The organism is Flavobacterium tructae (assembly GCF_001853485.1).
GTDB classification, from domain to species: domain Bacteria; phylum Bacteroidota; class Bacteroidia; order Flavobacteriales; family Flavobacteriaceae; genus Flavobacterium; species Flavobacterium tructae.
Window position 1 is genome coordinate 1,065,249 of sequence record NZ_MIKE01000011.1, and the last position, 26,872, is coordinate 1,092,120.

Sequence of the window (26,872 nt, forward strand, 5' to 3'; positions counted from 1 at the left end):
TGACATGCTTATTAAATTTTTAGATTAATTTAGGTGTCTGAGAAGTTTGATGTTTTTTTTCCAACTCAATAATCTAACATACTTAGAATGTCTAAAGATCTAAGCTAGTCTAAGAAGTTTAAGCCAGTCTAATAATCTAAAAAAAATGATCAACAAACGCCTTTTGATAAAAAACCTGCTCGCTCATAACGACGAGAGTAGTTTTTATGATAAGAAAAGGCAACTGAATCTGCATTCGCGGGAAGGAAAAGGGAAATTCCTGAAACATATCTGTGCCTTATCCAATTCAAACCCGACCAATAATTCTTATATCGTGGTGGGGGTGGAAGATCACGACAACGAAATCGTTGGGGATGATTTTTTTGATGATAGCCGAATTCAGAATCTCGTGAATGCCTTTTTAGAAAATCCGCCTAAAATTCAATACGAGAATGTACCGTTTCCCAATCTTCCAAAAGATAAAGTAATCGGATTGGTGACGATTAAACCCAAAAGTAAAATCTCTTATTTTAAAAAAGGAATTCATACCATTCTTGCTAATAGTGTTTTTATGCGACGGGGAAGTAATTCTGTTCCTGTTGAAGGCGAGGTCGAAAAGAACTATCAAAATACAGAAACGGTCATCGGGATCGAAAACAGCTCAAGAAACAGTATTCAGTACACACTTGACGGGGTAATTGATTTTATGAATTTCAGACACAAAGACATGTCGCCTAAGTACCATGTTTTTAAAGAATTATTTGTGATCTGCTGGGCAGGAGTTCCTAAAAAATCCAGAGATAAAACATTCTTATCCCGCGTTGATATTGAGTTGATAAACGAACAGATTAAGCTTTTTTATTCTGCTCAGGATGTGGTTACGATTGTTTATGATGAAGATAGTTTTACCATAACAGAATATGTTCCGTTGGGGTTAAATGACAAGACCAGTTATTATCCGTTGGAGAAGCAAACCATTCATTTTTTTGACAACGGTTATTATAAAATTGAAAATGAAATGCTTTTTCAGCCCCCGGAATTCAATCGGAAAATGTTGTATCATATTTACAATTCAAATATCGCGCTACTCCAAAAACTTCAGAAAGGGATCGCTTTGTCAGAGCGTGAATTAAAAGATCTGGAAAATCTGCCTTCTACTTTTATGATCTGTCATCTGAATGGTTTTGAGGATGCCAAACAAAAATTGATTGATGCCAAACTGCTTTTAAAGCCTTTTGGGAATATTTACCTGTCCTTTAAAGAGGCGCTTCGAGTTTTGCGTAAGATGAAATACGATGTTCAGGAAGGGGCTAAATAGAGGTTCTAAGTTGCTAAGGTTCTGAGATTCTAAGGTTATTTTTGAAACGTGTAACTTTGTTTGAAATTATTGGTACTTTAAATACTTGCCGACTTCATCGTATGGAAATAATAGCTCTTTAGGCCCGTCGGCATAAGAAGCGGCTTCGTAGGAGTTGTAATACAAGAGTAATCCTTCTTTCGTATAAAAAATATTCTGTGGCAGGTGGAATTTATCATTTTCAAACATTAGACCAGTTGCATTGATATTTGATTTTTCAGGGATTTTATATTTTTTGCGGAATTCCTTTTCGGCATAAGCCATAAATTCTTTTTCGTTTTTAAAGATCTGATCGATGAAAATTGTTTTTCCGGTTTTGGAATGAAACAGTAAGGAACGATATCCCTGATAACCGTGTGCACCTCCGGTAAAAGTATAGTGATCAATTTTGATATTGATAATCTCGTCAGATTCAAATTCGACATTCCCTTTTACGGTCGCTTCCCATCCGAAAGTTTCTGTTGGGAATTTTTTGTGCATTTCTTCATAAGAAGCTATAAAAGAGGCTGCCAAAGATTTGTATTCGTTAGCTTTTTTGGGATCTTCTTCAAAATAGACGATCTCTTTTATCACAGAGAAAACTTTTTTATTAATACTGTCGGCAACAACAGGAATATTTTTTGCAACAGGAACGTCGATCGTTATTTTCGGGCAGTCCTTTTCGCAGGGGATTGTAGATTCTTTTTCAAATGACTCATTTTCAAATGAAAGTTCTTTGCTGCAGCTTACAAACGTTAAAAGCAAAAAGAGTATAAAAGGATAATGTTTCATGTCAAAAAATGTTAATTATATACAAAGGTAAGAAGTTGTGTCAGGATTAAAATAAATTAAACGGTAAATTTGTAGCAGAATTAAGGATTTAAAATTTATAAACATATGAAATTCAATACTAAAGTAATACATGGGGGTCAGCATCATGATCCGGCTACAGGAGCGGTTATGCCTCCGGTGTATCAAACTTCAACTTTTATACAAACCAGTCCGGGTAAGCCTTTGGCGGATTATGAGTATAGTCGTGCTTCAAATCCAACGCGTACAGCTTTAGAAAATGCTTTGGCCAGTATTGAAAATGGTACTCGTGGATTGGCTTTTTCATCAGGCTTGGCAGCAACAGATTGTATTTTGAGATCGTTTAAAGCCGGTGATGAGATTATCGCAATGGATGACTTGTATGGAGGAACTTACAGAATGTTCTCCAGAATATATAAAGATTCAGGAATTAAGTTTCACTTTGTGGATATGACAGATATCGAAAAACTGAAATCATTAATCAATGAAAATACGAAACTGATCTGGGTGGAGACGCCAACTAATCCGTTAATGAAATTAGCAGACATTCAGGAAGTAGCCAAAATTACGAAAGCCAACAATATTTTATTTGCTGTCGATAATACATTTGCTACTCCTTACTTGCAAAAACCTCTTGATTTGGGTGCTGATATCGTAATGCACTCTGCAACAAAATATTTAGGAGGACACTCAGATGTAATTGCGGGTGCTTTAATTGTAAAAGATGAAGCTTTAGGAGATCAGCTGCATTTTCAGCAATTTGCGACCGGAGCGACATTAGGGCCAATGGACAGCTTCCTGGTTTTAAGAGGCATCAAAACACTTTCGTTAAGAGTACAGAGACATTGTGAAAACGGAGAAAAAGTGGTTCAATATTTAAGTAAGCACCCTAAGATCGATACGGTTTATTATCCGGGCTTAGAAAGCCATCCTTTTCATGAAATTGCCAAAAAGCAAATGAAAGCTTTTGGAGGAATGGTATCTTTTACTTTTAAATCAGGGAAAAAAGAAGACTCAATTGCTTTTTTAGAGAAGCTGAAAGTTTTTACTTTGGCGGAGTCTTTAGGTGGAGTGGAATCTTTGGCCAATCATCCGGCTTTGATGACACACGCATCGATCCCGGCAGATAAAAGAGCCGAAGTGGGTATTACCGATGACTTAGTTCGATTGAGCGTTGGTATTGAAGATGCCGAAGACTTAATTGCCGACTTAGAGCAGGCTTTAGCATAAAAAAAAAGGTATAAAAAAAATCCCAAATTCCAATTTGTATTATTTTGGAATTTGGGATTTTTTATTTGGGATCTATAAAATTATAAGTATTGAATATATCCTATATTAAACCAAATCTGAGCGTCGTTTGATTTATTTTCTTTGTAAATTTTCTTATTCGGATTTAGACCGTCTACCCAGTCGGAGCTAAAAGCTTGAAAACGACCTTCAAGCATTAAATCGCTCATTTCATTTAATTTATAATGAACACCTATTCCGGCAGTACCCGACAAAACAATACCATTTTCACTCGAAAAGCCATATTGTCGACCATCTGAAGGAGTCTGGTACTTAGGAAATGTAGCTTCGGGACTTCCCAACTTGCCAAGACTCGAACTAACTTCTGTAGTATAATAACTTACCAAGAAACCTAAACTGACATAAGGACTGAAAGCACCTACAGAATTTTCATAATAATGTATTTTCAGGGGAGAAAACTCCAGTTGGGATCCAAGACTTATTACAGTCGATTTTCCTTGCATGGCTTTGAGTTGTCTAACACCTAGTGTTTCAGGTTTTTTCTCGATCCATTTTCCAAAATGATTCAGTTTGGTACTATTGAATGAAAGTTCTGTTCTCACTTTGAAATGTTCCGAAAAGAATCGTTCTCTGTTACTGTTGGTGGAAAAATTGATAAAGTGAACCAATCCAACTCCAAATCCTGTATTTCCAAGATTAGTGTCCAGGTCGTTTCTTTCTCCAAAATCAGACTGAAAAGTTACAGGGCCGAATATTAAACCAACTTCGTGAGCCAGTCTTGATTGTGCGGTTGATACTGTTGAGATGCCCAGAAAGGCAAATAACGTGAGTATTATAGGTTTGAGCATAGGTTTGGGCTTTCAAATCCCGGCAAATATATAAAAAGAGGAGGAACTAAGAAGTATAAAGAGCTGTATTGATGAATATTTATTAAAAATATTAAAATATTAGATATATCGGTAGTAATTTACTTTAAAAAGCAAAACCTAAAATATCTTTTTTCTTGATTTAGTGGATAATGAATAAAAGTTTAAGAGAATCGTAAAAAAATATTCAATAAATGTCATTTTCGATTACCTTTGTCGTAAATAACGAAAACGTTTTCTTAAATGTTAATAATCTAATAATCATGTCACAAAGTATTACCGCTTTTATGGATTCGGTTAGTCAAAAAAACCCGAATGAATCAGAGTTTTTACAAGCAGTTTTAGAAGTTGCCGAAACGGTAATTCCTTTTATTGAAGAAAATAAAAAATACCAGAACAAAATGCTTTTAGAGCGTATGGTAGAGCCTGAACGTGTTATCTTGTTTAGAGTGAACTGGTTAAATGACAAAGGAGAAATCCAGGTTAATAAAGGATATCGTATCCAGATGAACTCAGCAATCGGACCTTACAAAGGTGGTTTGCGTTTTCATCCTTCTGTTAACTTAAGTATTTTGAAGTTTTTGGCTTTCGAGCAGACTTTCAAAAATAGTTTAACAACATTGCCAATGGGTGGTGGTAAAGGAGGATCTGATTTTGATCCAAAAGGAAAATCAGATAATGAAATCATGAAATTCTGTCAAAGTTTTATGACGGAACTTTCAAAACATATCGGAGCTGATACTGACGTTCCTGCCGGAGATATCGGAGTAGGTGGTAGAGAAGTAGGATATATGTTTGGTCAATACAAAAGATTAAGAAATGAATTCACCGGAGTTTTAACTGGGAAAGGAATTTCTTTCGGAGGATCATTAATTCGTCCTGAGGCTACAGGTTACGGAGCAGTTTATTTTGCTCAAAGTATGTTGGCAACTAAAGGAGATGACTTTGAAGGGAAAATTGTTGCTGTTTCAGGTTCTGGAAACGTAGCACAGTACGCAACTGAAAAAGCAACTCAATTAGGAGCAAAAGTAGTTACATTGTCAGATTCTGCAGGATACATTTATGATGCAGACGGAATCGATGCTGAAAAATTAGCTTTCGTAATGGAGCTGAAAAATGAGCTTAGAGGAAGAATCAGTGAGTATGTGGCGAAATATCCAAATGCAAAATATGTAGAAGGAAAACGTCCATGGGAAGTTAAATGTGATGTAGCATTACCATGTGCAACTCAAAACGAATTGAATGGTGATGAAGCTAAGGTTTTAGTGGCTAACGGTTGTATTGCTGTTGCAGAAGGAGCAAATATGCCATCTACACCAGAGGCAGTTACTGTTTTCCTTGATGCTAAAATTTTATTCGCTCCGGGAAAAGCTTCTAATGCTGGTGGTGTTGCAACTTCAGGTCTTGAAATGTCGCAAAACTCATTGCGTTTAAGCTGGTCTTCTGAAGAAGTTGACGAAAGATTAAAAGGAATCATGTTAGCAATTCATGCTTCATGTGTAAAATACGGTTCGGATAAATCAGGTTATGTTGACTACGTAAAAGGAGCTAACATTGCAGGATTTGTTAAAGTTGCCGATGCTATGCTTGCTCAGGGTGTAGTATAATTTTTTAGTTATAGTTTTTTAGTGCCTCCATTTGTCTTTTTTAAAGACAAATCGGAGGCATTTTTTATTTGCAGGAGAACAAAAATCAAATACTTTCGTTTGTAGTATATTTGTCTATCTGAATTTATCAAATAATGAAAAGAAAGTTTTTGTATGTTTTACTTTTGTTGGTAGTACAATTTTGTTTCTCTCAGAATAAATTGTCCTGGCAAGGGTATTTTTCGTTTAATGAAATAAAAGATATCTCGCAATCTTCAACAACTGTTTTTGTAGCTTCAGAGAATGCTCTTTTCTCTAAAAATATAGCTCTGAACACAGTTAAAATAACTACAACGGTCGATGGACTTTCCGGGCAGACCATTTCTGCTTCATACCATAGTGAAGAATTTAAGAAAACCATAATTGGATACGAAAACGGACTAATGATTGTGGTAAATGAAACCGATGGCAGTATATTAAAGGTTATTGATATTATAAATAAACAATTACCGTCCAACCTGAAAAGAATTAACCATTTTATGGAATATAAGGGAGTGGTTTATGTTTCGTGCGATTTCGGAATTGTACAGTTCAATTTAACTAGTCTGAAATTTGGAGATACTTATTTTATTGGAGATAATGGTGTCGAAGTTAGAGTAAGACAAACGGCTTATTTTAATGGATTCTTTTATGCTGCGACTTCAAACGGAATTAAAAAAGCCAACAGTACAAATGCTAATCTTATTGATTTTAACCAATGGAGTCTGGTAAACGGCGGTGACTGGAGCAGTATTGAATCGTTGGATTCAGAGCTGATTGCGATAAGTTCGGCAGGATTCATACACCGATACAACTCCAATTCATTTGTTGGGTTTTTACAGCTTCCAAAACCTTCAGTCGATATGCGTACTGTAAATAATAATCTAATAATCACGACGCCGGATGTTGTTTATGTGTATAACAATCAAATGGTATTGATGCGTCAGATTACCAATACACAGGTCTTGGATAATACGCTGAATTTTACCTGTTCTAGTGTTGTTGGAGATCAAATATATATAGGGACAAAAGAAAAGGGATTGTTTTCATCGACACTTTCAGGAACTTCCGCTTTTCAGAATAATACACCATCAGGACCGGTTCGAAATAATATTTTTTCTTTAGATGCAAGTCCTAATGCGCTTTGGGCAGTGTATGGGGATTATGATACTTTTTACAATCCGTATGAGCTAGATAGTTATGGAGTGAGTAAGTATAGTACTTCGGGCTGGCTAAACATTCCTTACTCAGGGGTTTTTGGAGCGAAGTCAATGACAAGGGTAATTACGAACCCCAGTAATGAAAAACAGGTTTTTGTAAGTTCCTTCTTCTCCGGATTGTTGAAAATAGAAAACGATATCCCGGTCTTATTGTACAATGAAAAAAATAGCGGATTAGAGTCGATTTCGTTCGCAGGGCCCAACTATATTGATGTTCGTATTAATGGAACTGTTTTTGATAAAACGGGAAATTTGTGGGTCACTAACAGTAGGATTAAGAACGGATTAAAAGTTTTGAAAACCGATGGAAAATGGCAAAGTTATGCGACAAGTACAATTCTTAAAGATGCTGAAACAACCAATTATGCCGGGATAGTGATCGATAGAAACAATACCAAATGGATCGCAACGAGTAATGACGGGGTAATTGCTTTTAACGAAAGTAACAATACTTTTAAAAAGATTACTTCCGGTGCTGATTTAGGGAATTTACCAATCGAAGATGTGAGAGCTGTGGCGCTTGATACGAAAAATCAACTTTGGATTGGTACCACAAAAGGACTGAGAGTTTTATCCAATGTTGGAGGATTCCAGACCGAAAGCCAGCTAAAAGCGAATCCAATTATAATTATGGAAGACAATTTGGCTCAGGAGCTGCTTTATGAACAGTTTATCACATCGATTGCAGTAGACGGAGCAAATAATAAATGGATTGGCACAATTGATTCCGGGATTTTCATGGTATCGCCAAACGGTCAGGAAACAAAATATCATTTTACAATAAACAATTCGCCTTTGCCAAGTAATGTAATAAACGATGTTAAAATCAATAGTGCTACCGGCGAAGTCTTTATTGCGACCAACAAAGGAATGATTTCGTTTAAAGGAATTGCAACAGGAGCAAACGAAGATTTGAATAATGTTTACGTTTATCCAAATCCCGTGCGGCCTAACTATGCCGGAACCGTAAAAGTTGCCGGACTTATTGATAAAGCCAATATAAAAATTACAGACATCGAAGGTAATTTAGTTTACGAAACTACTTCATCAGGTGGAACAATCGAATGGGACACGACTGCTTTCGGAAAGTATAAAGTTGCTTCCGGCGTCTATATGGTTTTTATTTCAGCCGAAGATGGAAGTGAAACTAAAGTAAAAAAGGTAATGATAATTAGGTAATTTGCTAATTGAGATAATTGGATTTTTAGATTGTTGGATCATTAGAAAGAATTAACATCTAAGCAGTCCAATAGTCTAAAAATCCAATAATCTAAGAAATCTAACATCTAAGAAGTCCAATAATCTAAAAATTTAATCTTGCTAGTCAAAACCAAAGCAATAGTAATCTCATCGTTAAAATTTCAGGAGAAAAGTCTGATCGTAAAGTGCTTTACACTTTCACACGGACTGAAATCTTATTTTGTACGTGATGCCTTTTCGAGTCGGAAAGCAAGTCAGAAAATTGCTTATTTTCAGCCATTGTCCGTTCTGGAAATTGAGGCGATGCATAAGAATAAAGGGACTTTAGAAACTTTTAAAGAGATTAAAACAGCAGTGCCTTTTCAAAGTATTCATACCGATCTTGTAAAAAGTACGATGGTTATGTTTTTGTCTGAAATGCTTCATTATTCCATTCAGGAAGAAGAAAAAAATGAAGCCTTTTTTGTGTTTTTAGAGACAGCACTGAGTTGGCTCGACCACCATGATGAAATTTCGAATTTTCATTTGATTCTGCTTTTGGAAGCTACAAAGTATTTTGGTTTTTATCCTGATGTTTCAGAAGTCGAATTTTCTTATTTTGAAATGATTGACGGCGTTTTTACTTTGTTTCATGGGGCGAATACTTTGACAGAACATGAAACAAATCTTTTTAAGAAATTAATTGATCTTAAATTCGAAAACGATCAGAAGGTTTTTCATGTAGCGGAAAGGCAAATTTTACTGAAAATCCTTATTGATTACTACGGTTTTCATTTGGAAGGATTTAAAAAACCAAAATCTTTAGAGGTTTTAAAGGAGATTTTTTCTTAATTTTTTAAAATCGGCAATCTTTTTTACGAGATCTATTAGAAATTTTCTATCCGGGCGCTTTTTTTAAACATCTTTTATCTATATTCCTCAAAATTCCTTACTTTCGCACCTCGTTTAAGAAAAGTATAAAATGAGCACAAAATTTACTGAATACAAAGGACTTGACTTGCCAACAGTAGCGTCAGAAGTACTTGATTTTTGGAAGAAAGAAAATATATTTGAAAAGAGTGTAAGTACCCGTGAAGGTGCTGAGCCTTATGTGTTTTTTGAAGGTCCGCCTTCAGCAAACGGATTGCCGGGAATTCACCACGTGATGGCTCGCGCAATTAAAGATATTTTCTGTCGTTACAAAACTCAAAAAGGTTTTCAGGTAAAAAGAAAAGCCGGTTGGGATACTCACGGATTGCCTGTAGAATTAGGTACCGAAAAAGAACTTGGAATTACAAAAGAAGATATTGGTAAAACTATTTCTATTGAAGAATATAACGAAGCGTGTAAAAAAACCGTTATGCGTTATACCGATGTATGGAATGATTTGACCGAAAAAATGGGATATTGGGTAGATATGGAAGATCCGTATGTGACCTATAAGCCAAAATATATGGAATCGGTTTGGTGGCTTTTGAAGCAAATCTACGACAAAGGTTTGTTGTATAAAGGATACACCATTCAGCCTTACTCACCTAAAGCAGGAACAGGATTGTCTTCTCACGAAGTAAATCAGCCCGGAGCGTATCGTGATGTTACGGATACTACAATCGTAGCACAATTTAAAACGTTACCGGAAACATTACCTGCATTTTTGAAAGGTTTTGGAGATATTCACATTCTGGCCTGGACGACTACTCCATGGACATTACCATCGAATACCGCTTTGACAGTTGGACCAAAAATCGATTATGTTTTAGTAAAAACGTTCAATCAGTATACTTTTGAGCCAATCAATGTGATTTTAGCAAAAAACCTGGTAGGAAAACAATTCGGAAAAGGATTTTTTGCCAGTGAAGACGATGCTGATTTTGATAAAGTGAAAAACGGCGACAAACAGCTTCCGTATAAAATTGTAGCAGAAGCAAAAGGAGCTGATTTAGCAGAAATTCGTTATGAGCAATTATTGCCATATGTGTTGCCTTATCAGAATCCTGAAAATGCGTTCAGAGTAATCACAGGAGATTTTGTGACCACAGAAGATGGAACAGGAGTAGTGCATACGGCACCTACTTTTGGAGCTGATGATGCTAAAGTAGCAAAAGAAGCAAAACCGGAAGTGCCACCAATGCTGGTTTTAGATGAGAATGGTACAGCGGTTCCTTTAGTAGATTTACAAGGAAAATTTACTGCTCATGTAGGTGATTTGGCAGGGAAATATGTGAAAAACGAATATTATGATGCAGGTCAGGCGCCAGAGCGTTCTGTAGATGTTGAAATTGCTATTCGATTAAAAGAAGAAAATAAAGCCTTTAAGGTTGAAAAATACGTACATAGTTATCCACACAGTTGGAGAACTGATGAGCCGTTATTATATTATCCGCTAGACTCATGGTTTATTAAAGTAACCGATGTCAAAGATAGAATGTTCGACCTGAACGAAACTATCAATTGGAAGCCTAAGTCTACTGGTGAAGGACGTTTTGGAAACTGGCTGAAAAATGCTAACGACTGGAACTTATCTCGTTCTAGATATTGGGGGATTCCATTGCCAATTTGGAGAACAGAAGACAAGAAAGAAGAAGTTCTTATTGGTTCTGTTGAAGAATTGTATAATGCGATCGAAAAATCTATCGAAGCAGGCTTTCAAAAAGAAAACCCATTCAAAGGTTTCGAAATCGGAAATATGTCTGAATCAAACTATGATTTAGTTGACCTGCATAAAAATGTAGTCGACGGAATTACTTTGGTTTCAGCTTCAGGCCAGCCAATGAAACGTGAAAGCGATTTGATTGACGTTTGGTTTGATTCGGGAGCGATGCCTTATGCACAATGGCATTACCCTTTTGAGAATAAAGATAAAATCGATGAGAATAAAGATTTCCCTGCGAATTTCATCGCAGAAGGTGTCGATCAAACTCGTGGATGGTTTTATACACTGCATGCAATCGGGACTTTGGTTTTCGATAAAATTGCGTACAAAAATGTCGTTTCGAATGGTTTAGTTCTGGATAAAAACGGACAAAAAATGTCGAAACGTTTAGGAAATGCAACAGATCCTTTTGAAACAATTAAGGAGTACGGTCCTGATGCCACACGTTGGTACATGATCTCTAACGCAAATCCATGGGATAACTTAAAGTTTGATATTGAAGGAATTGCTGAGGTTCGCCGAAAGTTCTTCGGAACCCTGTATAATACATATTCATTCTTCTCGTTATATGCCAATATTGATGGGTTTAAATATGCAGAAGCTGAAATTCCGTTAAACGAAAGACCGGAAATCGATCAGTGGATCATGTCGGAATTACATACTTTGATAAAATTTGTTGACGAATGTTATGAAGATTATGAGCCTACGAAAGCAGCAAGGGCTATTTCTGACTTCGTTCAGGAAAACTTAAGTAACTGGTACGTTCGTTTGTGTCGTCGTCGTTTCTGGAAAGGAGAATACGCTCATGATAAAATCGCAGCCTATCAAACGCTTTACACTTGTTTATTAACGATAAGTAAGTTAAGTGCTCCGATCGCTCCTTTTTTTATGGATAAATTATACCGCGATTTAACAGGTTCGACGCAAACAGAGCAATTTGCCAGTGTTCACTTGGCAGAGTTCCCGAAATTTGTCGAAAACTTTGTTAATAAAACGTTAGAAAGCAAAATGCAGAAGGCGCAAACTATATCGTCTTTGGTTTTGTCACTGCGTAAAAAGGAAATGATTAAAGTACGTCAGCCTTTGCAAAAGGTAATGATTCCGGTACTTGACGAGAATCAGAGGGCCGAAATTGAAGCGATTTCTGAACTTGTAAAAGCAGAAGTTAACGTTAAAGAAATTGTGCTTTTAGACGACGATTCAGGTATTTTGGTGAAACAGATTAAACCTAATTTTAAAGCTCTTGGGCCACGTTTCGGCAAGGATATGGGATTGATTTCCAAAGAGATACAGTCTTTTTCGGCAGATCAAATCAATCAATTGGACAAGCAGGGAGCATTGGATATTGTAATTGCAGGAAATACCGTAACTTTATCCTTAGAAGATGTCGAAATAACATCTCAGGATATTGAAGGTTGGCTGGTTGCAAATTCAAATGGAATTACGGTTGCACTTGATATCACAATTTCAGAAGAATTGAAAAACGAAGGAATCGCGAGAGAATTGGTAAACAGAATTCAAAATATTCGTAAAGATTCAGGATTTGAAGTTACCGATAAAATTAAAGTTCAAATAAAAAGAAGTGGCCTTTTAGAAGAGGCAATTCTAAAAAATGAAGACTATATTAAGTCTGAGACATTGACTGATGATTTGGTTTTTGTTGACGCTTTGGAAAACGGCACAGAAATTGAATTTGATGACATTAAAACAATGATATTAATTTCAAAATAATATAAGATGATAGATGAAATTACAAGATACTCTGATGCTGATTTAGCAGAGTTCAAAGAAATAATTCAAAGCAAAATACAAAAAGCACAAGCTGATCTGGATTTAATAAAGAGTGCTTATATGAACGATTTGAATAATGGAACAGATGATACTTCTCCAACTTTTAAAGCATTTGAAGAAGGAAGCGAAACAATGTCTAAAGAAGCAAACTCACAGTTGGCGATCAGACAGGAAAAGTTTATACGCGATCTAAAAAACGCATTGTTCCGTGTTGAAAATAAAACTTATGGTATTTGTAAAGTAACAGGTAAATTAATCAGCAAAGAAAGGCTTAAAATCGTTCCTCATGCTACAATGAGTATCGAAGCTAAAAACTTACAGAGATAATTTTCAATTTTAATACTCCATAAAATAGACGCTCCTTACCAGGGGCGTTTTTTTTGTTTAATGTTTAAATGGTTTTGTTTAAGAAGTAACGGAATACTAAATAAAGAATTCAATTACAAAAGGACTAAATGTAGTAAAAAAATAGTGGTTGCTTTTTGTAGGAATTTTTTAGGCGATAGTTTTTGGGATTAAAACAAGTAAAAATAATTAGAACTGCCAGTTTGGAAGGCAGTTCTAATTAAAAAAGAAGGCTTGTAATTAAGCCAGATTTTTTTCCAGTTCTAATTTGTGTTTTCTTAAAACAGCTCTTGTCATTCCTAAATTTGCTTTAGTAGAGTCAGCGGCAAGATAGATCATGAATTTTTTGTTGGGAGAAATGTCGATGATGTGAATTTGATTCGAAAGTGTAATCAAAATGTCTTCGATCTCCTGGTTTAAATTTAAAGCTTTTACTGCGCTTAATTTTGCTTTAACCACTTCCAGGTTGTAAGCTGCTGCAAGTTCAGGATCAAATGCCGGGTCTGTTGTTAGGTTTCCAAAGCTTAATCCTGATTCGATTTCTGTTACAGCTACTGCAATAAAGCCGTTTACGTTAGTTTTCATTTCATTCAAAAAAACGTTTAAAAAGTCATTACTCATAGTTTTCGGGGTTTGGTGTTAATAGAAATATGTTATTTTAACAGTGAATTTTTGCTTAACTCAGCAGCAGTTTCCTCGGTCGATCGTAATAATAAACCCAGATTGCTTCCGTCTTTTGAAAATGTAATAATGAAATTTGTGCCGCTTATTTTGTTTCCGATAATAACTCCTTCGGCGGTTTTTAAAAAGAGTTGTTTTAAGGAACCTTTTTCAAGATCTAATAATAATTTGTCGCTCATCGATACTATGGCAGAGCTCATTGCGGCAATACTGTCTGCATAGTCTAAGTGAAGTGATGTGATTAGTTTTCCTTTTCCATTGATAATTAATGCTGCGGAAGATTTGGTATGAAGCAGAAAATCGTTTAGAGTAGTTGTGATTTCATTCATATTTGTAGGATTTAAGAAAGTTGTTAAATTCTTTTCGTTTTAATACCGTATAAAGGGTAAATATGATCTTTTAATCTAAACAAGTGTTAATTTTTGTTAACAAATATAAATTAAATTATGTATCATTGTAATACCAAATCATGAATAATTTTATTTATTTAACATTAAAATCTTGTAAAATGGCTAAAGTGTTGAAATTTAAAGAGGTAAGCTCTGATGTGGAGCACAGAATGAAAGAATTTGAAAAGATTCGTATTCAGTTAAAGACGCAGGTCAAAAAAGCTGAGGCTAAAAATGCAGCAGCAGGAAAAGAAGGAAAGGGGCTCTTTAAGTCGATTTCAGAATTCTTCGCTGATCCTCCTAAAAAGTCAGCGCAGTCAAATGTTAGAAAATAGATTCTCCATATGGGTGATGAATTGATGTAATACCTGCTCGTTTGTCCTCAAAAACAATTAACGCTCCATTGGGAGCGTTTTTTTTGATTAAATTGTTATTTTTGCCGCATCAAAATTTAATAAAATGTCATTACGAAAAGCGTATTTGCTTATATTCTTAGTTTTAATTGTTGATCAGCTTTCAAAAATCTATGTAAAAACAAACTTTGCTCTGGGAGATGAAGTGGTAGTTTTTGACTGGTTTAGAATTCATTTTATTGAGAATGAAGGAATGGCGTGGGGAACTAAAATTCCCGGAGAATATGGTAAATTGATCTTGACCGTTTTCAGAATCTTTGCTGTATTTGGAATTGGATACTGGTTAGCCGATTCGGTTAAGAAGCGTTATTCTAATTATTTAATTGTTGCCATTGCTTTGATTTTTGCCGGAGCTGCAGGAAATATAATCGATTCAGTGTTCTACGGAGTTATTTTTGATGCGAGTCATGGTAATTTGGCTACACTTTTCTCGCCTGAACCTTATGGAACTTGGTTTCATGGTTTGGTTGTAGACATGTTTTACTTTCCGATCTGGAGAGGTACTTTGCCTGCCTGGTTTCCTTTATGGGGGGGTGAAGAGGTTTCTTTCTTTAATGCGATCTTTAATGTTGCCGATGTAGCAATTTCTACAGGAGTAGGTATATTACTGGTTTTTAATAAAAGAGCATTTCCTAAAACAGCATAATTTTTATAGAAAATTTAAAATATTCAAATTCCAAGTTCCAATAGCTGTATGTGTTAAATGCATCAGATATTGGAATTTGGAATTTTACATTATTGGGATTTAGACTCTGTTTAAAATTAATGTGTTATTTTTACCCTACGAAAAACCAAACTCATGCAAAGTCCGTCTTTCTCTATCTATGATGCATCTGCAGGCTCTGGAAAGACCTATACTTTGGTAAAAGAGTATCTTAAAATTATTCTCTCTTCTCCAAGGAACGATGCTTATCGCAACATTCTGGCAATTACATTCACTAATAAAGCGGTTCATGAAATGAAAAGCCGTATTGTTGGGAGTTTGTCTGAGTTTGCAAAAGAAGAGCCTTCTGCAAAAGCAATCGATTTGATGGAGGATTTGTCCCGGGATACCGGATTTTCGGTTATTAAGATTAAAACAAAATCTCAAAATATTATCAAGCACCTAATTCATAATTATGCTGCTTTTGATATTTCTACCATTGATAAATTTACACATAAAGTAATTCGCGCTTTTGCACATGATCTTAATCTGCCAATGACTTTTGAAGTCACTTTGGATACAGAGAATTTACTGGTTGAGGCGGTGGATGCTATAATTGCACAAGCCGGTCAGGACGAAACATTGACTAAGTTGCTGGTTGATTTTACGATGGAAAAAACCGACGACGATAAAAGTTGGGATGTTTCCAGGGAAATCTTAGAAACGGGTAGGTTGGTTCTGAATGAAAATAATCGGAATGAAATCTCTCATTTTCAGGATAAATCTATCGAAGAGTTTATTGAGATCAAGAAAAAAATGCTCGCTTTGTGTAAAGAACTCGAGTCTGAAAATGAAAATTTTGCGATTGAGGCACTTGCTTTAATCGAAAAAAACGGAATCGATTTGAAGTCATTCTCTCGCGGAACTTTTCCAAATCATTTAGAAAGTATTCGCGACGGGAAATTTAATCCGCGAAATAAAACTTTTCACGAATTTGACGATATAGCAATCAATAAAACAGCAAAAGACCGTGCGTTAATTGAAAATATAATACCTGAACTGCTTCAGATTTTGGTAAAAATCTATAAGAATTTCGAAAAAAGAGATTTCTATAAAGCCTTTTTGAAAAATATTACGCCACTTTCGCTGTTGAATACGGTTAGTAATGAATTGGCTAAAATTCAATCAGAGCAAAATGTACTGTCGATTTCTGAATTCAACGCCATTATTCACCGTGAAATTCAGAATCAGCCCGCACCTTTTATTTATGAGCGTTTGGGAGAGAAGTACCGCCATTTTTTTATCGATGAATTTCAGGATACCTCCGAGATGCAGTGGCAGAATTTGATTCCGCTGATTCATAATTCGCTTTCCGGAGAAGACGATTTTGGGAATAAAGGGACGCTGATGATAGTGGGAGATCCGAAACAATCTATTTACCGATGGAGAGGGGGAAAAGCAGAACAGTTTATAGAATTAGGAAAAGAAGAAAATACTTTTTTTAACCACAAAAAAGAGGTTAAGCATTTAGATACAAATTACCGCAGTTATAGTGAGGTAATCGAATTCAATAACGATTTTTTTAAATTAATTTCGACAGAGTTTACCAATGAAGATTACAAAGATTTGTATGAAAATCATAGTTTTCAGAACATAAATTCAAAAATGGGAGGGTATGTCAATATCTCTTTTCTTCCTGTAATCGAGAAATCAGATTATGCAGACGAAGAAGAAGTGGTCGAGAAATCGGATCTGTATGTCTTAGCGACTTTAAATACTATTCAAAAAGTTCTTAGGGAAGGTTTTGAATACAAGGACATTGTAATCTTAACCCGAAAAAGAGATCAGGGAATTGCTATTGCGAACTATTTAACGGAGCAAAAGATCCCACTTTTATCATCCGAGACCCTGATGATTCAAAATGCAACAGAGGTGCGTTTGATTGTTTATTTGCTGAAATATTTAAACAATAGTGCTGATTTAGAGTCGAAAGCCAATTTTCTTCATTTTTTGGGATCCAATAAAGAAGTTAAGATGCCGATTCATGATTTTATTGCCTTAGGGATGTCTCAAAAAAAGGAGGGTGATTTTGAAAAATGGCTTTTAACTTTTGATGTTTCGCTTTCTTTTGAAGATGTTCGTAAAAAATCCTTGTATGAGGCAGTTGAAATTATAATTGCAAAATTTATTCTTCCTGATGAAGGAAATGCATATGTTCAGTTCTTTTTAGATATCGTTTTAGAACGAGATATGAGAAATCAGGCAGGTATAGCTGATTTTTTAAGTTATTGGGATAAAAATGCGGAGAAGTTTAGTATTCCGTCTCCTGAAGGAAACAATGCTGTTCGGATCATGACGATACATAAATCAAAAGGGTTGGAATTTCCGGTTGTTATCATGCCATTTGCAGAAGAAGACTACAATCGAAAACCAAAGGATAAATTATGGCTCGACACTGAGGATGTTAATTTAGATGTTCCAAAAGCTTTGATCGATAATAGTAGCGCAGTTGAAGGTTTCGGTGAGAGTGCTTCGGCAGTTTTTAATTTGAAGAAACAAGAAGAACTGCTGGATAATATAAATGTTTTGTATGTAGCTTTGACACGTGCTGAAGAGCAATTGTATGTGATATCGCAAGGAATGAAAGAACGGAAAGATGGTGAATTGCCTAATAATATGGCTTCTTTTTTTATTCGGTATCTAATGCATAAAGGGGTTTATGATACTGAACGATCAGAGTATGAGTTTGGCAGTAAGATTAGGCTTTCGAGTTCTGTAAAATCAGTTGATTTGGTAAAGACAATTCCTGTTGTTTCGGAAGTTTTAGATCCGAAAAACATTAAGATTGCACAACGAGAGGCTTTAATGTGGGGAACGCATCAGCAGGAAGCAATAGCTTATGGTAATATAGTGCACGAAATTCTGGCTTTTGTTAAGGATCAGTCGGATGTGGATTTGGCAATTACAAAAGGAATTGAGAACGGATTGATTACAAATGATCAGGTCGAGATGGTTTCAAAGACACTTCAGGAAATTGTGAATCATCCGGAATTAAGTATTTGTTTCGATGGGAATGCAATTATTTTGAACGAACAGACAATTGTTCAGAAAGAAGGAAGGATTTTAAAACCCGATCGTATTGTTCTGACTTCAAACAAAGAGGCCTATTTGTTAGATTATAAAACAGGAGTGATAAATTCGAAGTATGCAAAGCAAATTCAGGAGTATCAGGAAGCTATAGAGGATCTGGGGTATAAAGTGTTAAAAAAAGCGTTGGTATACATCGGATCAGAAATCGATGTAGTAAATTTGTGAAAAAATTAATCAGATGTTAAAGGTTTGACTAGATATTTTTGTATTAAGTTGTTAATTTTTAACGTTTTAAATAAATAGAAATGTACGGTAAAATAAAAGAACATTTGCAAAATGAGTTGCAAACAATTGAAGAAAACGGAATTTTCAAGAAAGAACGCATTATAACTTCGGCACAAGATGCTGAGATAACGATTTCCACAGGAGAAAAAGTTTTGAATTTTTGCGCCAACAATTATTTAGGACTTTCATCACATCCTGAAGTGGTACAAGCGGCAAAAGACGCAATGGATTCACATGGTTTTGGGATGTCGTCAGTACGTTTTATTTGCGGAACACAGGATATTCATAAAACTTTAGAGAAAAAGATTGCAGATTTTTATGGTACAGAGGATACTATTCTTTATGCAGCAGCCTTTGATGCCAATGGTGGTGTTTTCGAACCTTTGTTAGGAGAAAATGATGCTATTATTTCAGACAGTCTGAACCATGCTTCTATTATTGATGGAGTTCGTTTGTGTAAAGCAGCGCGTTACCGTTATGAGAACAGTAATATGGAAGATTTAGAGCAGCAATTAATTAAAGCAAATGAAGCTGGTGCGCGTTTCAAATTAATTGTTACTGATGGAGTTTTCTCAATGGACGGCCTTGTAGCGCCTCTTGATAAAATTTGTGACCTTGCAGATAAGTACGATGCTATGGTGATGGTGGATGAATGTCATGCTGCAGGATTTATCGGAGCGACCGGAAAAGGAACTCTCGAAGCAAAAGGAGTTATGGGAAGAGTTGATATTATTACCGGAACCCTTGGTAAAGCTTTAGGTGGGGCAATGGGAGGTTATACGACTGCTAAAAAAGAGATCATCGAATTGTTGCGTCAGCGTTCAAGACCGTATTTATTCTCAAACTCATTGGCGCCGGCTATCGTTGGGGCTTCAATTAAGGTGTTTGAATTATTGGAAAAGGACACTACGTTGAGAGATAAATTAGAATGGAATACAAATTACTTTAAAGAAGGAATGAAAAAAGCCGGTTTTGATATCATTGATGGAGATTCAGCAATCGTTCCGGTGATGTTATATGATGCGAAATTATCGCAGACTATGGCAAATGAATTATTGAAACAAGGCATTTATGTAATCGGATTCTTCTTCCCTGTAGTACCTAAAGAAAAAGCGAGGATTAGAGTGCAATTATCGGCTGCGCATACAAAAGAGCACTTAGACAGGGCTATAGACGCTTTTACAGTTGTCGGACAAATGTTAAAAGTTATATAATTCCCACTTTGGTCGAATTTTTGTAGGTTTTTTTTAACATTTCATTTTGTATTTAAAAATTTTGGTGTTACTTTTGCTTGTAATTAACTAAATTGTAATTAAAAAAATTAAGTATGAAACATCTTAACAAACTTTTAGTTGCTGTGATGATGGTGATGGGTTTAAGTTCTCACGCACAAGACAGCAACAATCCATGGGCTATCTCTTTTGGAGTTAATGCCGTTGATACTAGAACAAGTTCTGGGTCAGGAAGTGGTTTCTTCGATCAACATTTTTCTCAGCCATTCGCTGTAAAAGACAATTGGAATATCCTTCCTTCTCTATCTTACATTGGTGTGAGTAGATATGTAGGTGACGGTTTTTCTGTTGGCTTACAAGGATCTGTAAACAAGATTGATAAGTTAGTTACTTTCGCTCCAGGTGCTGCAGGGCATGATAGTAGAGGTAATGTGGTTACTAATCCTGGTGATTTGATGTATTACGGAATTGATGCTACTATTAAATATAGCTTCCAGGAATTAATCAAATCTAAAGTAATCGACCCTTCTTTATCTGTTGGTGGAGGTTATACTTTCTTCGGAGATAGTAGTTTTGGAACAGTTAATCCAGGTGCTGGTCTTACTTTCTGGTTTACTGATGCTATTGGTCTTGAACTTGGTACAAGATACAAATGGCTTGTGTCTCCTAACGAGGCTAAAACTGCAGATAGATCTCACTTCCAACACACTGCAGGTCTAGTTTTCAAATTCGGAGGTAAAGATACTGACGGAGACGGAATCTACGATAAAGATGACGCTTGTCCAGATGTTGCTGGTTTAAAACAATTCAACGGATGTCCTGATACTGACGGAGACGGAATTGTTGACGCTTCTGACGCTTGTCCAGATGTATTTGGTTTAGCTGCATTAAACGGATGTCCTGATACTGACGGAGACGGAATTGCTGATAAAGATGACGCTTGTCCAGATGTTGCTGGTTTAGCTGCTTTAAAAGGTTGTCCTGATACTGACGGTGATGGTATCGCTGACAAAGATGACAAATGTCCTACAGTTGCTGGTCCAAGAGAAAATGGTGGTTGTCCTTTCTTAGACGCTGACAAAGACGGTGTAGCTGATAAAGATGACGATTGTCCTACAGTTGCTGGTCCTGCTTCTAACAGAGGTTGTCCTGAAGTAACTACTGAAGCTTTAGAAGATCTTAAAGTTCAAGCTAGAGCGGTTTACTTTAACTCAGGAAAAGCTACTTTCAAAACTGGTGACAAAGAAACTCCAGCTAGATTAGATGCTATTAAAGAAATCCTTAAAAACTATCCAAACGCGAAATTCTCTATCGAAGGACACACAGATAGTACAGGTTCTGCAAAAATCAACGACAAACTTTCTCAAGAAAGAGCTGACGCTGTGAAAAATGCATTAATCGAAAGAGGTGTAAATGCTGAGAACTTAGAGTCTAAAGGATTCGGATCTTCTCAACCAGTTGCAAGCAACAAAACTGCTGCAGGTAAAGCACAAAACAGAAGAACAGAAATTAAACACATTGGTTCTAAATACCAAGGTAAAATCTAATTTACTGTTTAAATAAATACTAAAAGCCATTCTTAATTGAATGGCTTTTTTTATTTTTATCACATGATAAATACTTCTTTTCTCGGGAAAATAGCAACGGTTATAATTCAGGACTATTCAGATAAACTTGCTGAGACAACTATTATTCTGCCTAATAAAAGAGCAAAAGTTTTTTTAATTGAGGCCCTGAAAAATGAGACGAAGAAAACGATACTTTCGCCTGAAATTATTAGTATTGAAGATTTTGTACAGGACGTAGCCTCGATCCGATCCGTTGATTCAATTGAGCTTTTGTTTGAGTTCTATGAAGTGTATCTTTCTGTAACAGAGAAACAACATCAGCAGTCTTTTGAATTATTTGCCAATTGGGCAAAAACGCTTCTGCAGGATTTTAATGAAATCGATCGCTATCTGTTAGATCCTTCCCACGTCTTGTCCTATTTGAGTGATATTGAAGATATCAAAAAATGGGGGATTGAAGTCGAGAACAAAACCAAACTTTTAGAGAATTATATTGATTTCTGGAAACTTCTTCCACTGTATTATGATTCGCTATACAATCACTTACTGAACAAATCGATTGGATATCAGGGATTGATTTATCGTGAAGCTGTAAATAATCTCAATCACTTTTCCAATACCGTTTCAAATCGTAGTTTCATTTTTGCAGGATTTAATGCTTTGAATGCTGCTGAAGAAAAAATTGTACAGCATCTTTTGGCTTTAGATCAGGCTAGAATTTATTGGGATGTTGATCAGACTTTCTTAAATGATCCTTATCATGATGCCGGACTCTTTGTGAGACGTTTTAAAGAAAGCTGGAAACATTATAAAGTCAATCCGTTTGAATGGATTGTAGACGATTTTTCACAGTCTAAAAACATTCAGATCATAGGGACGCCTAAAACAATTGGTCAGGCAAAATTGGCGGGTAGTATTATCGAAAATATGATCACAGAAAACCCAACTACTGCTTTAGATAAAGTGGCTATTGTGCTGGGTGAGGAGAATCTACTGATGCCGGTTTTGTATTCCCTGCCTTCTTCGGTTGGAAGTCTGAACATTACAATGGGGTATTCGGGAAAGAACAACCCATCGCAGATATTAATCGCGAAATTGTTTAGAATGCATACCAATGCGCTTTCACGTAAAGGAGAAAGTTATGTTTTTTATTATAAAGATATACTTGATGTTCTTACACATCCGTTGGTTGAACCTTATGCCAATGCCAGTAATTTGGTTCGGATTATCAAGGAGAATAATTACACTTTTATTACGCATAATCGGGTTTTAGAACTCCATTTGAATCCATCGCCATTGTTTGATCTGCTTTTTCAAAAATGGGAGAATGGATCGATTGCTGTTCTTGAAAATGTTTCGGCACTTTTGGTTATGATAAAAGAAAATTTCAGCAATGACAATGAGGAGGAAAAAATTGCCAAAGCTTTTGTTTATGCCGTTTTTAAAGTAATTAATAAGCTGATCAATTATTACACAAAACACAATCACATTGACAACATAGACACTTTGCATGCGATCTATAAACAGATTATTGATGTTGCTGAAGTTTCGTTTGAAGGAGAGCCTTTACGCGGACTGCAAATTATGGGGGTTCTGGAAAGTCGTGTGCTGGATTTTGATACCGTAATTGTAACATCTATGAATGAAGGAAAGTTCCCGGCTGGAAAATCTCAGAATTCATTTATTCCCTATGATGTTAAAAACGAATTGGGATTGCCTACTTTTAAAGAGAAAGATGCCATTTATACCTATCACTTTTACCATTTACTGCAAAGAGCCCAAAATATCTATTTGATTTATAATACGGAAAATGATGGATTGGATGCCGGTGAACGTAGTCGTTTCATCACACAATTGGAGGTAGAGAAACAAAAGAAGCACAACTTAACGTTTGATATCTATAATCCCGTTTTACCTACAACAGCTTATCAGCCTATGGTGGTTCCCAAATCTGATGCTGTGATGGATCGTTTAAAAGAAATCGCACTTGCCGGTTTTTCTCCTTCTGCTTTGACGAGTTACATCCGAAATCCGATAGACTTTTATTTTCAAAAAATACTTCGAATTAGGGAAGTGGAAGAGGTTGAGGAGAATATCGCGCTGAATACGCTCGGAACTATCATTCACGAAACGTTAAAAACACTTTACGAGCCCTTTATAGGTAAGTTCATATCAGAAACAGATCTCGAAAATTGTTTCAAATTATTGGATGCCGAAGTTCTAAATCAGTTTAAATTGGTCTATAAAGAAGGAGAGATAAAAAAAGGACGTAATCTTCTAGCCTTTGAAGTAGCGAAACGAAATGTCTCTAATTTTTTGAAAATGGAATTAGAATCTCTTAAAAATGGAGATGCGGTTCAAATCATAGCTTTGGAGGAAACATTTGAACGCGAATTAAATCATCCGGATTTGCCGTTTCCTGTTTTAATTAAAGGAAATGTGGATCGTATTGAATTACGCAACGGGAAAATCCGAATTATCGATTATAAGACAGGAAAAGTTGAAAAGACAAATGTCATCCTGAAATCATGGAATGGATTGACTCAGGAGCTTAAAAATGATAAAATTATCCAGGTTTTGGCTTATGCCTTTATGTTTGAAACCAAAGCGAAAGAAATTCCCATAGAAGCAGGTATAATTTCTTTTAAAAATCTTAAATCAGGTTTTTTGCCTTTCACATTCAAAGAAGATAAAGAGATTACTACGACAGTTTCCAGAGAAATTTTGAGTAATTATTTAGAGGAAATTGTATTACTGTTAAAAGAGATTTTTGACCCGACAATTCCTTTTGAAGAGAAAATGGATTAATCGACTTTATTTAGAATATTAGTTTTTATGGTTTCCTGATGAAAAAAGCGATCTCATTTCTGGAATTACATCAAAAATGGACTTTTTTTAAATGAATTTTATGAAGTAAAATGTTATGATTTTTATGGAGTATGTTTCTTTTTGATGAATTTATCTACAAATTTCACTCTTTAAACAATCAAAGCATAAACTATAAATAAAAGTGATTCAGGGGCTTAGGATTAGTGTATAAAAGGAATAACTTTGCCGAAATTTTTAAAAAGAAATTTTTAAAAAAGTATAAATTTTTGCCCCCAACAAAAAGAAGAAAAGGCTGTTTCGATAATTTTTCGGAACGGTCTTTTTTTATGCTGAAGGCCGTGATCTAAGAGAAAAATTGAGATAAAACGGTTTTTAATTCCTCTTTGTTTTCAATATGACTCATATGTCCGTCTTCGAAAGAAATGAGTGCTGCTGTAGTATCATCTATCTGAGTGCGGGAGTCTTCGTAATCCAGAACAGGATCTTTTTTTCCTAAAATTAATAAAACGGGAAAAAGGTTTTGTTGTAAAAGTGCTTCCCTGTCTTTTCTGACTTTCATTCCTTCGAGTGAAGCTATAATTCCTTGTAAAGGTGTTAGGAGTGCCTGTGTTTTTACTTTTTCAATTTCTTCGGTTAATCGGATTCGGTTGTTCTCACTAAACAAATTGCCAATTGCCAGGCTCACAAAGGTTACGTAATTTTGTTTGACTGCTTTGATAGCTCGTGTTCGGTTAAGTTTTCTCTCCGGACTATCCTCCTTTGAAGTAGAGTTGAGTAAAACCAGTTTCTGAATGTTTTTTGGAAACAATTCGGCGAAAGCCAAACCAACATAACCGCCCATCGAATGTCCGACAACAGTAGTTTTTTCAATTTTTAAATGGTTCAGAACTTCCTGAACGGCATTGGCATTGTCTTCCATCGTATGCACGTATCCCAAAGAATCCGATTCGCCGTGTCCTAATAAGTCGATTGTAATGACACGATATTTTTCGGAGAAAAAATCAACATAGTCTTTCCACATTTTTTTGTTTTCCAGAAAGCCATGAAGGAATACAATTGCATTTCCGGTTCCCGAATCTGAGTATGATATTTTGGTATTTTTGTATAAAAGCGTTTTCAAAATGAACTTTTTTTGTTGTCAGGCACAAAGTTAAGAAAGCTGAAGTAAAATATCGAGATGTCTTGATTTAATTGGGAAATCTTTAAAACGGGAATAAATTTATTTATAGCAAAATACGGTTTGTGAACGAATTAAAAATGGCTTCCATTTCTGAAAGCCATTACAAATTAAAATCGGTTATCACCATCTAAAAGATTTCCTAATCCGCCAAGAAGGCTGCCTTCGTCGCGGCTGTTTCCGCCAGATTTTGGTGCAGATGCAATAATGCGGTCAGCCAGTCTCGAGAAAGGCAACGATTGTATGTAAACCGTTCCGGGACCTTTTAAAGTGGCATAAAATAATCCTTCGCCGCCAAAAATAGAATTCTTAATTCCGCCAATAAATTCAATATCATAATCTACATCTTTGGTAAAACCTATGATGCATCCGGTATCTACTTTTAGAACTTCGCCTGGCCCTAATACTTTTTTAGCCATTGTTCCGCCCGAATGTACAAATGCCATTCCGTCTCCTTCGATTTTCTGCATAATAAAGCCTTCACCGCCAAATAAACCACGTCCAAGTTTCTGAGAAAATTCTATTCCGACAGAAACACCTTTAGCAGCGCATAAAAACGAGCTTTTTTGGCAGATAAATTTGCCTTGAAATTCTGTTAAATCAATCGGAAGAATTTTTCCGGGATATGGCGACGCAAATGAAACTTTACTTTTGCTATTGCCTTGGTTTAAAAATGCTGTCATAAATAAACTTTCGCCGGTAAGAACTCTTTTACCTGCGTTTAAAAGTTTGCCAAACAAACCTGAGCCTTGTTGTTGAGAACCGTCTCCAAATATCGTTTCCATCTGGATATTGTTTTCCATCATCATGAAACTGCCGGCTTCGGCAATTACAATTTCCTGCGGGTCCAGTTCTATTTCAACATATTGCATTTCTTCACCAAAAATCTGATAATCTATTTCGTGTGCTTGCATAATTTCTTAATTTATTTGTTTTTAAAATTAGACTAATAATGCCGTAGAATGTTACACTCTTTAGTGAGTTACCGTTGTTTTTAAGAACATTAAAAGATTTTGTTATTTTAAATTAGTCTTAATTATGTTTTTTATTGCTTTGAATTTTATATTTTTGCAACGTTATTATATTTTATCAGAATGGCGTTAGTTAGTGATTTGACCACCAAAGTATTATTTGAAACCGAAAAAGGATATAGTTATCAATGTGATTTGACTAATAGTGTAATTATCAATTTTGTTGATACAGTGTCAAGTTACAAAATTCATGATTTTTTGATTTTTCAAAGAAAGGTCAATAGCGTTGACATTCTTAATATGCTTTATGACTTATCTGACCGGTCAGACGCACAATTGATTGAAACCACCAAAAGAAATTTTTCCAGAAATCTTACTATCTGTGAAATAGTGCAGTTAAGAGATTTATTAAACGGAACTAAATTTACCCTCACTTTACATTCTATGCTTTGTAACATTGTAAACGTAGAGCTTATTTAGATTCTTACTTAGATCAAATCCAAATTTTCAAGCAGTTGGAGGAGCCTCCTTTAATTTTTGTA

Annotated in this window: 20 protein-coding genes; 14 read left to right on the forward strand and 6 right to left on the reverse strand. The window is 35.5% G+C overall.

Translation table 11 applies throughout. The annotated features are described in order from the left end of the window. Window positions 1–145: 145 nt before the first annotated feature. Entirely contained in the window at window positions 146–1,297 is a 1,152-nt protein-coding gene (locus BHE19_RS06565) for an ATP-binding protein (RefSeq protein WP_017497461.1), read from the forward strand. A 66-nt stretch (window positions 1,298–1,363) separates the two neighbouring features. Here BHE19_RS06565 and BHE19_RS06570 read toward each other — a convergent pair whose 3' ends face one another. Then, window positions 1,364–2,107 (reverse strand): DUF3298 and DUF4163 domain-containing protein, encoded by a 744-nt coding sequence (locus BHE19_RS06570; protein ID WP_070906415.1) that lies wholly within the window; start codon window positions 2,105–2,107, stop codon window positions 1,364–1,366. A 105-nt stretch (window positions 2,108–2,212) separates the two neighbouring features. On the opposite strand from BHE19_RS06570, the gene BHE19_RS06575 reads away from it, so the two are divergent. Next, on the forward strand, window positions 2,213–3,355 hold the full coding sequence (locus tag BHE19_RS06575) for a cystathionine gamma-synthase (protein WP_017497463.1): 1,143 nt from the start codon (window positions 2,213–2,215) through the stop codon (window positions 3,353–3,355). Window positions 3,356–3,435: 80 nt separating this feature from the next. Here the strand turns inward: BHE19_RS06575 and BHE19_RS06580 are convergent, their stop codons facing one another. Next, window positions 3,436–4,221: a THC0290_0291 family protein gene (locus tag BHE19_RS06580; RefSeq protein WP_017497672.1), complete on the reverse strand. Its 786-nt coding sequence runs from the start codon at window positions 4,219–4,221 to the stop codon at window positions 3,436–3,438. Window positions 4,222–4,502: 281 nt separating this feature from the next. Here BHE19_RS06580 and gdhA point away from each other — a divergent pair, with 281 nt between their 5' ends. The 5 genes from gdhA to BHE19_RS06605 all read left to right on the forward strand — a co-directional run bounded on the left by gdhA (window position 4,503) and on the right by BHE19_RS06605 (window position 13,034). Next, complete coding sequence (gene gdhA / locus BHE19_RS06585; RefSeq protein ID WP_070906416.1) at window positions 4,503–5,846, forward strand: NADP-specific glutamate dehydrogenase; 1,344 nt, start codon at window positions 4,503–4,505, stop codon at window positions 5,844–5,846. Window positions 5,847–5,980: 134 nt separating this feature from the next. Continuing rightward, on the forward strand, window positions 5,981–8,263 hold the full coding sequence (gene porZ, locus BHE19_RS06590; RefSeq protein WP_070906417.1) for a type IX secretion system anionic LPS delivery protein PorZ: 2,283 nt from the start codon (window positions 5,981–5,983) through the stop codon (window positions 8,261–8,263). A 138-nt stretch (window positions 8,264–8,401) separates the two neighbouring features. Continuing rightward, complete coding sequence (gene recO, locus BHE19_RS06595) at window positions 8,402–9,115, forward strand: DNA repair protein RecO (RefSeq protein ID WP_070906418.1); 714 nt, start codon at window positions 8,402–8,404, stop codon at window positions 9,113–9,115. A gap of 130 nt (window positions 9,116–9,245) precedes the next feature. Then, on the forward strand, window positions 9,246–12,647 hold the full coding sequence (gene ileS / locus BHE19_RS06600) for an isoleucine--tRNA ligase (protein ID WP_070906419.1): 3,402 nt from the start codon (window positions 9,246–9,248) through the stop codon (window positions 12,645–12,647). A gap of 6 nt (window positions 12,648–12,653) precedes the next feature. After that, entirely contained in the window at window positions 12,654–13,034 is a 381-nt protein-coding gene (locus tag BHE19_RS06605; protein ID WP_017497677.1) for a TraR/DksA family transcriptional regulator, read from the forward strand. Window positions 13,035–13,292: 258 nt separating this feature from the next. Here BHE19_RS06605 and BHE19_RS06610 read toward each other — a convergent pair whose 3' ends face one another. Then, complete coding sequence (locus tag BHE19_RS06610) at window positions 13,293–13,673, reverse strand: hypothetical protein (protein WP_017497678.1); 381 nt, start codon at window positions 13,671–13,673, stop codon at window positions 13,293–13,295. Window positions 13,674–13,705: 32 nt separating this feature from the next. Continuing rightward, complete coding sequence (locus BHE19_RS06615; RefSeq protein ID WP_017497679.1) at window positions 13,706–14,062, reverse strand: roadblock/LC7 domain-containing protein; 357 nt, start codon at window positions 14,060–14,062, stop codon at window positions 13,706–13,708. Window positions 14,063–14,241: 179 nt separating this feature from the next. Between BHE19_RS06615 and BHE19_RS06620 the strand changes: the two genes are divergently transcribed. From BHE19_RS06620 to BHE19_RS06645, 6 genes are all read left to right on the forward strand, one after another. After that, a complete protein-coding gene (locus tag BHE19_RS06620) occupies window positions 14,242–14,457 on the forward strand; it encodes a hypothetical protein (protein WP_017497680.1) in 216 nt (71 codons plus the stop codon). Window positions 14,458–14,581: 124 nt separating this feature from the next. Next, complete coding sequence (locus BHE19_RS06625) at window positions 14,582–15,181, forward strand: lipoprotein signal peptidase (RefSeq protein ID WP_070906420.1); 600 nt, start codon at window positions 14,582–14,584, stop codon at window positions 15,179–15,181. Window positions 15,182–15,334: 153 nt separating this feature from the next. Then, on the forward strand, window positions 15,335–18,493 hold the full coding sequence (locus BHE19_RS06630) for a UvrD-helicase domain-containing protein (protein WP_070906421.1): 3,159 nt from the start codon (window positions 15,335–15,337) through the stop codon (window positions 18,491–18,493). 80 nt (window positions 18,494–18,573) lie between these two features. Next, window positions 18,574–19,767 (forward strand): glycine C-acetyltransferase, encoded by a 1,194-nt coding sequence (gene kbl / locus BHE19_RS06635; protein WP_017497683.1) that lies wholly within the window; start codon window positions 18,574–18,576, stop codon window positions 19,765–19,767. Window positions 19,768–19,880: 113 nt separating this feature from the next. Continuing rightward, a complete protein-coding gene (locus BHE19_RS06640) occupies window positions 19,881–21,332 on the forward strand; it encodes an OmpA family protein (protein WP_070906422.1) in 1,452 nt (483 codons plus the stop codon). Between the two features lie 63 nt (window positions 21,333–21,395). After that, on the forward strand, window positions 21,396–24,161 hold the full coding sequence (locus BHE19_RS06645) for a PD-(D/E)XK nuclease family protein (RefSeq protein ID WP_070906423.1): 2,766 nt from the start codon (window positions 21,396–21,398) through the stop codon (window positions 24,159–24,161). Between the two features lie 364 nt (window positions 24,162–24,525). Here the strand turns inward: BHE19_RS06645 and BHE19_RS06650 are convergent, their stop codons facing one another. Next, the gene (locus BHE19_RS06650; protein WP_070906424.1) at window positions 24,526–25,302 is read right to left on the reverse strand and encodes an alpha/beta fold hydrolase; all 777 of its coding nucleotides are present in this window, start codon (window positions 25,300–25,302) and stop codon (window positions 24,526–24,528) included. Between the two features lie 167 nt (window positions 25,303–25,469). Then, window positions 25,470–26,273 (reverse strand): TIGR00266 family protein, encoded by an 804-nt coding sequence (locus tag BHE19_RS06655; RefSeq protein WP_017497688.1) that lies wholly within the window; start codon window positions 26,271–26,273, stop codon window positions 25,470–25,472. A gap of 180 nt (window positions 26,274–26,453) precedes the next feature. On the opposite strand from BHE19_RS06655, the gene BHE19_RS06660 reads away from it, so the two are divergent. Next, window positions 26,454–26,810 carry a hypothetical protein gene (locus tag BHE19_RS06660; protein ID WP_070906425.1) on the forward strand — a complete coding sequence of 119 codons (357 nt, stop codon included), beginning with the start codon at window positions 26,454–26,456 and terminating at the stop codon, window positions 26,808–26,810. The last annotated feature ends 62 nt before the right edge of the window (window positions 26,811–26,872 follow it).

Excerpts from the sequence above, each read along its gene's own strand:
- BHE19_RS06565 (WP_017497461.1), top strand. The coding sequence starts at position 146 with ATGATCAACAAACGCCTTTTGATAAAAAACCTGCTCGCTCATAACGAC.
- BHE19_RS06570 (WP_070906415.1), bottom strand. The coding sequence starts at position 2,107 with ATGAAACATTATCCTTTTATACTCTTTTTGCTTTTAACGTTTGTAAGC.
- BHE19_RS06575 (WP_017497463.1), top strand. The coding sequence starts at position 2,213 with ATGAAATTCAATACTAAAGTAATACATGGGGGTCAGCATCATGATCCG.
- BHE19_RS06580 (WP_017497672.1), bottom strand. The coding sequence starts at position 4,221 with ATGCTCAAACCTATAATACTCACGTTATTTGCCTTTCTGGGCATCTCA.
- gdhA (WP_070906416.1), top strand. The coding sequence starts at position 4,503 with ATGTCACAAAGTATTACCGCTTTTATGGATTCGGTTAGTCAAAAAAAC.
- porZ (WP_070906417.1), top strand. The coding sequence starts at position 5,981 with ATGAAAAGAAAGTTTTTGTATGTTTTACTTTTGTTGGTAGTACAATTT.
- ileS (WP_070906419.1), top strand. The coding sequence starts at position 9,246 with ATGAGCACAAAATTTACTGAATACAAAGGACTTGACTTGCCAACAGTA.
- BHE19_RS06605 (WP_017497677.1), top strand. The coding sequence starts at position 12,654 with ATGATAGATGAAATTACAAGATACTCTGATGCTGATTTAGCAGAGTTC.
- BHE19_RS06610 (WP_017497678.1), bottom strand. The coding sequence starts at position 13,673 with ATGAGTAATGACTTTTTAAACGTTTTTTTGAATGAAATGAAAACTAAC.
- BHE19_RS06615 (WP_017497679.1), bottom strand. The coding sequence starts at position 14,062 with ATGAATGAAATCACAACTACTCTAAACGATTTTCTGCTTCATACCAAA.
- BHE19_RS06620 (WP_017497680.1), top strand. The coding sequence starts at position 14,242 with ATGGCTAAAGTGTTGAAATTTAAAGAGGTAAGCTCTGATGTGGAGCAC.
- BHE19_RS06625 (WP_070906420.1), top strand. The coding sequence starts at position 14,582 with ATGTCATTACGAAAAGCGTATTTGCTTATATTCTTAGTTTTAATTGTT.
- BHE19_RS06630 (WP_070906421.1), top strand. The coding sequence starts at position 15,335 with ATGCAAAGTCCGTCTTTCTCTATCTATGATGCATCTGCAGGCTCTGGA.
- kbl (WP_017497683.1), top strand. The coding sequence starts at position 18,574 with ATGTACGGTAAAATAAAAGAACATTTGCAAAATGAGTTGCAAACAATT.
- BHE19_RS06640 (WP_070906422.1), top strand. The coding sequence starts at position 19,881 with ATGAAACATCTTAACAAACTTTTAGTTGCTGTGATGATGGTGATGGGT.
- BHE19_RS06645 (WP_070906423.1), top strand. The coding sequence starts at position 21,396 with ATGATAAATACTTCTTTTCTCGGGAAAATAGCAACGGTTATAATTCAG.
- BHE19_RS06655 (WP_017497688.1), bottom strand. The coding sequence starts at position 26,273 with ATGCAAGCACACGAAATAGATTATCAGATTTTTGGTGAAGAAATGCAA.
- BHE19_RS06660 (WP_070906425.1), top strand. The coding sequence starts at position 26,454 with ATGGCGTTAGTTAGTGATTTGACCACCAAAGTATTATTTGAAACCGAA.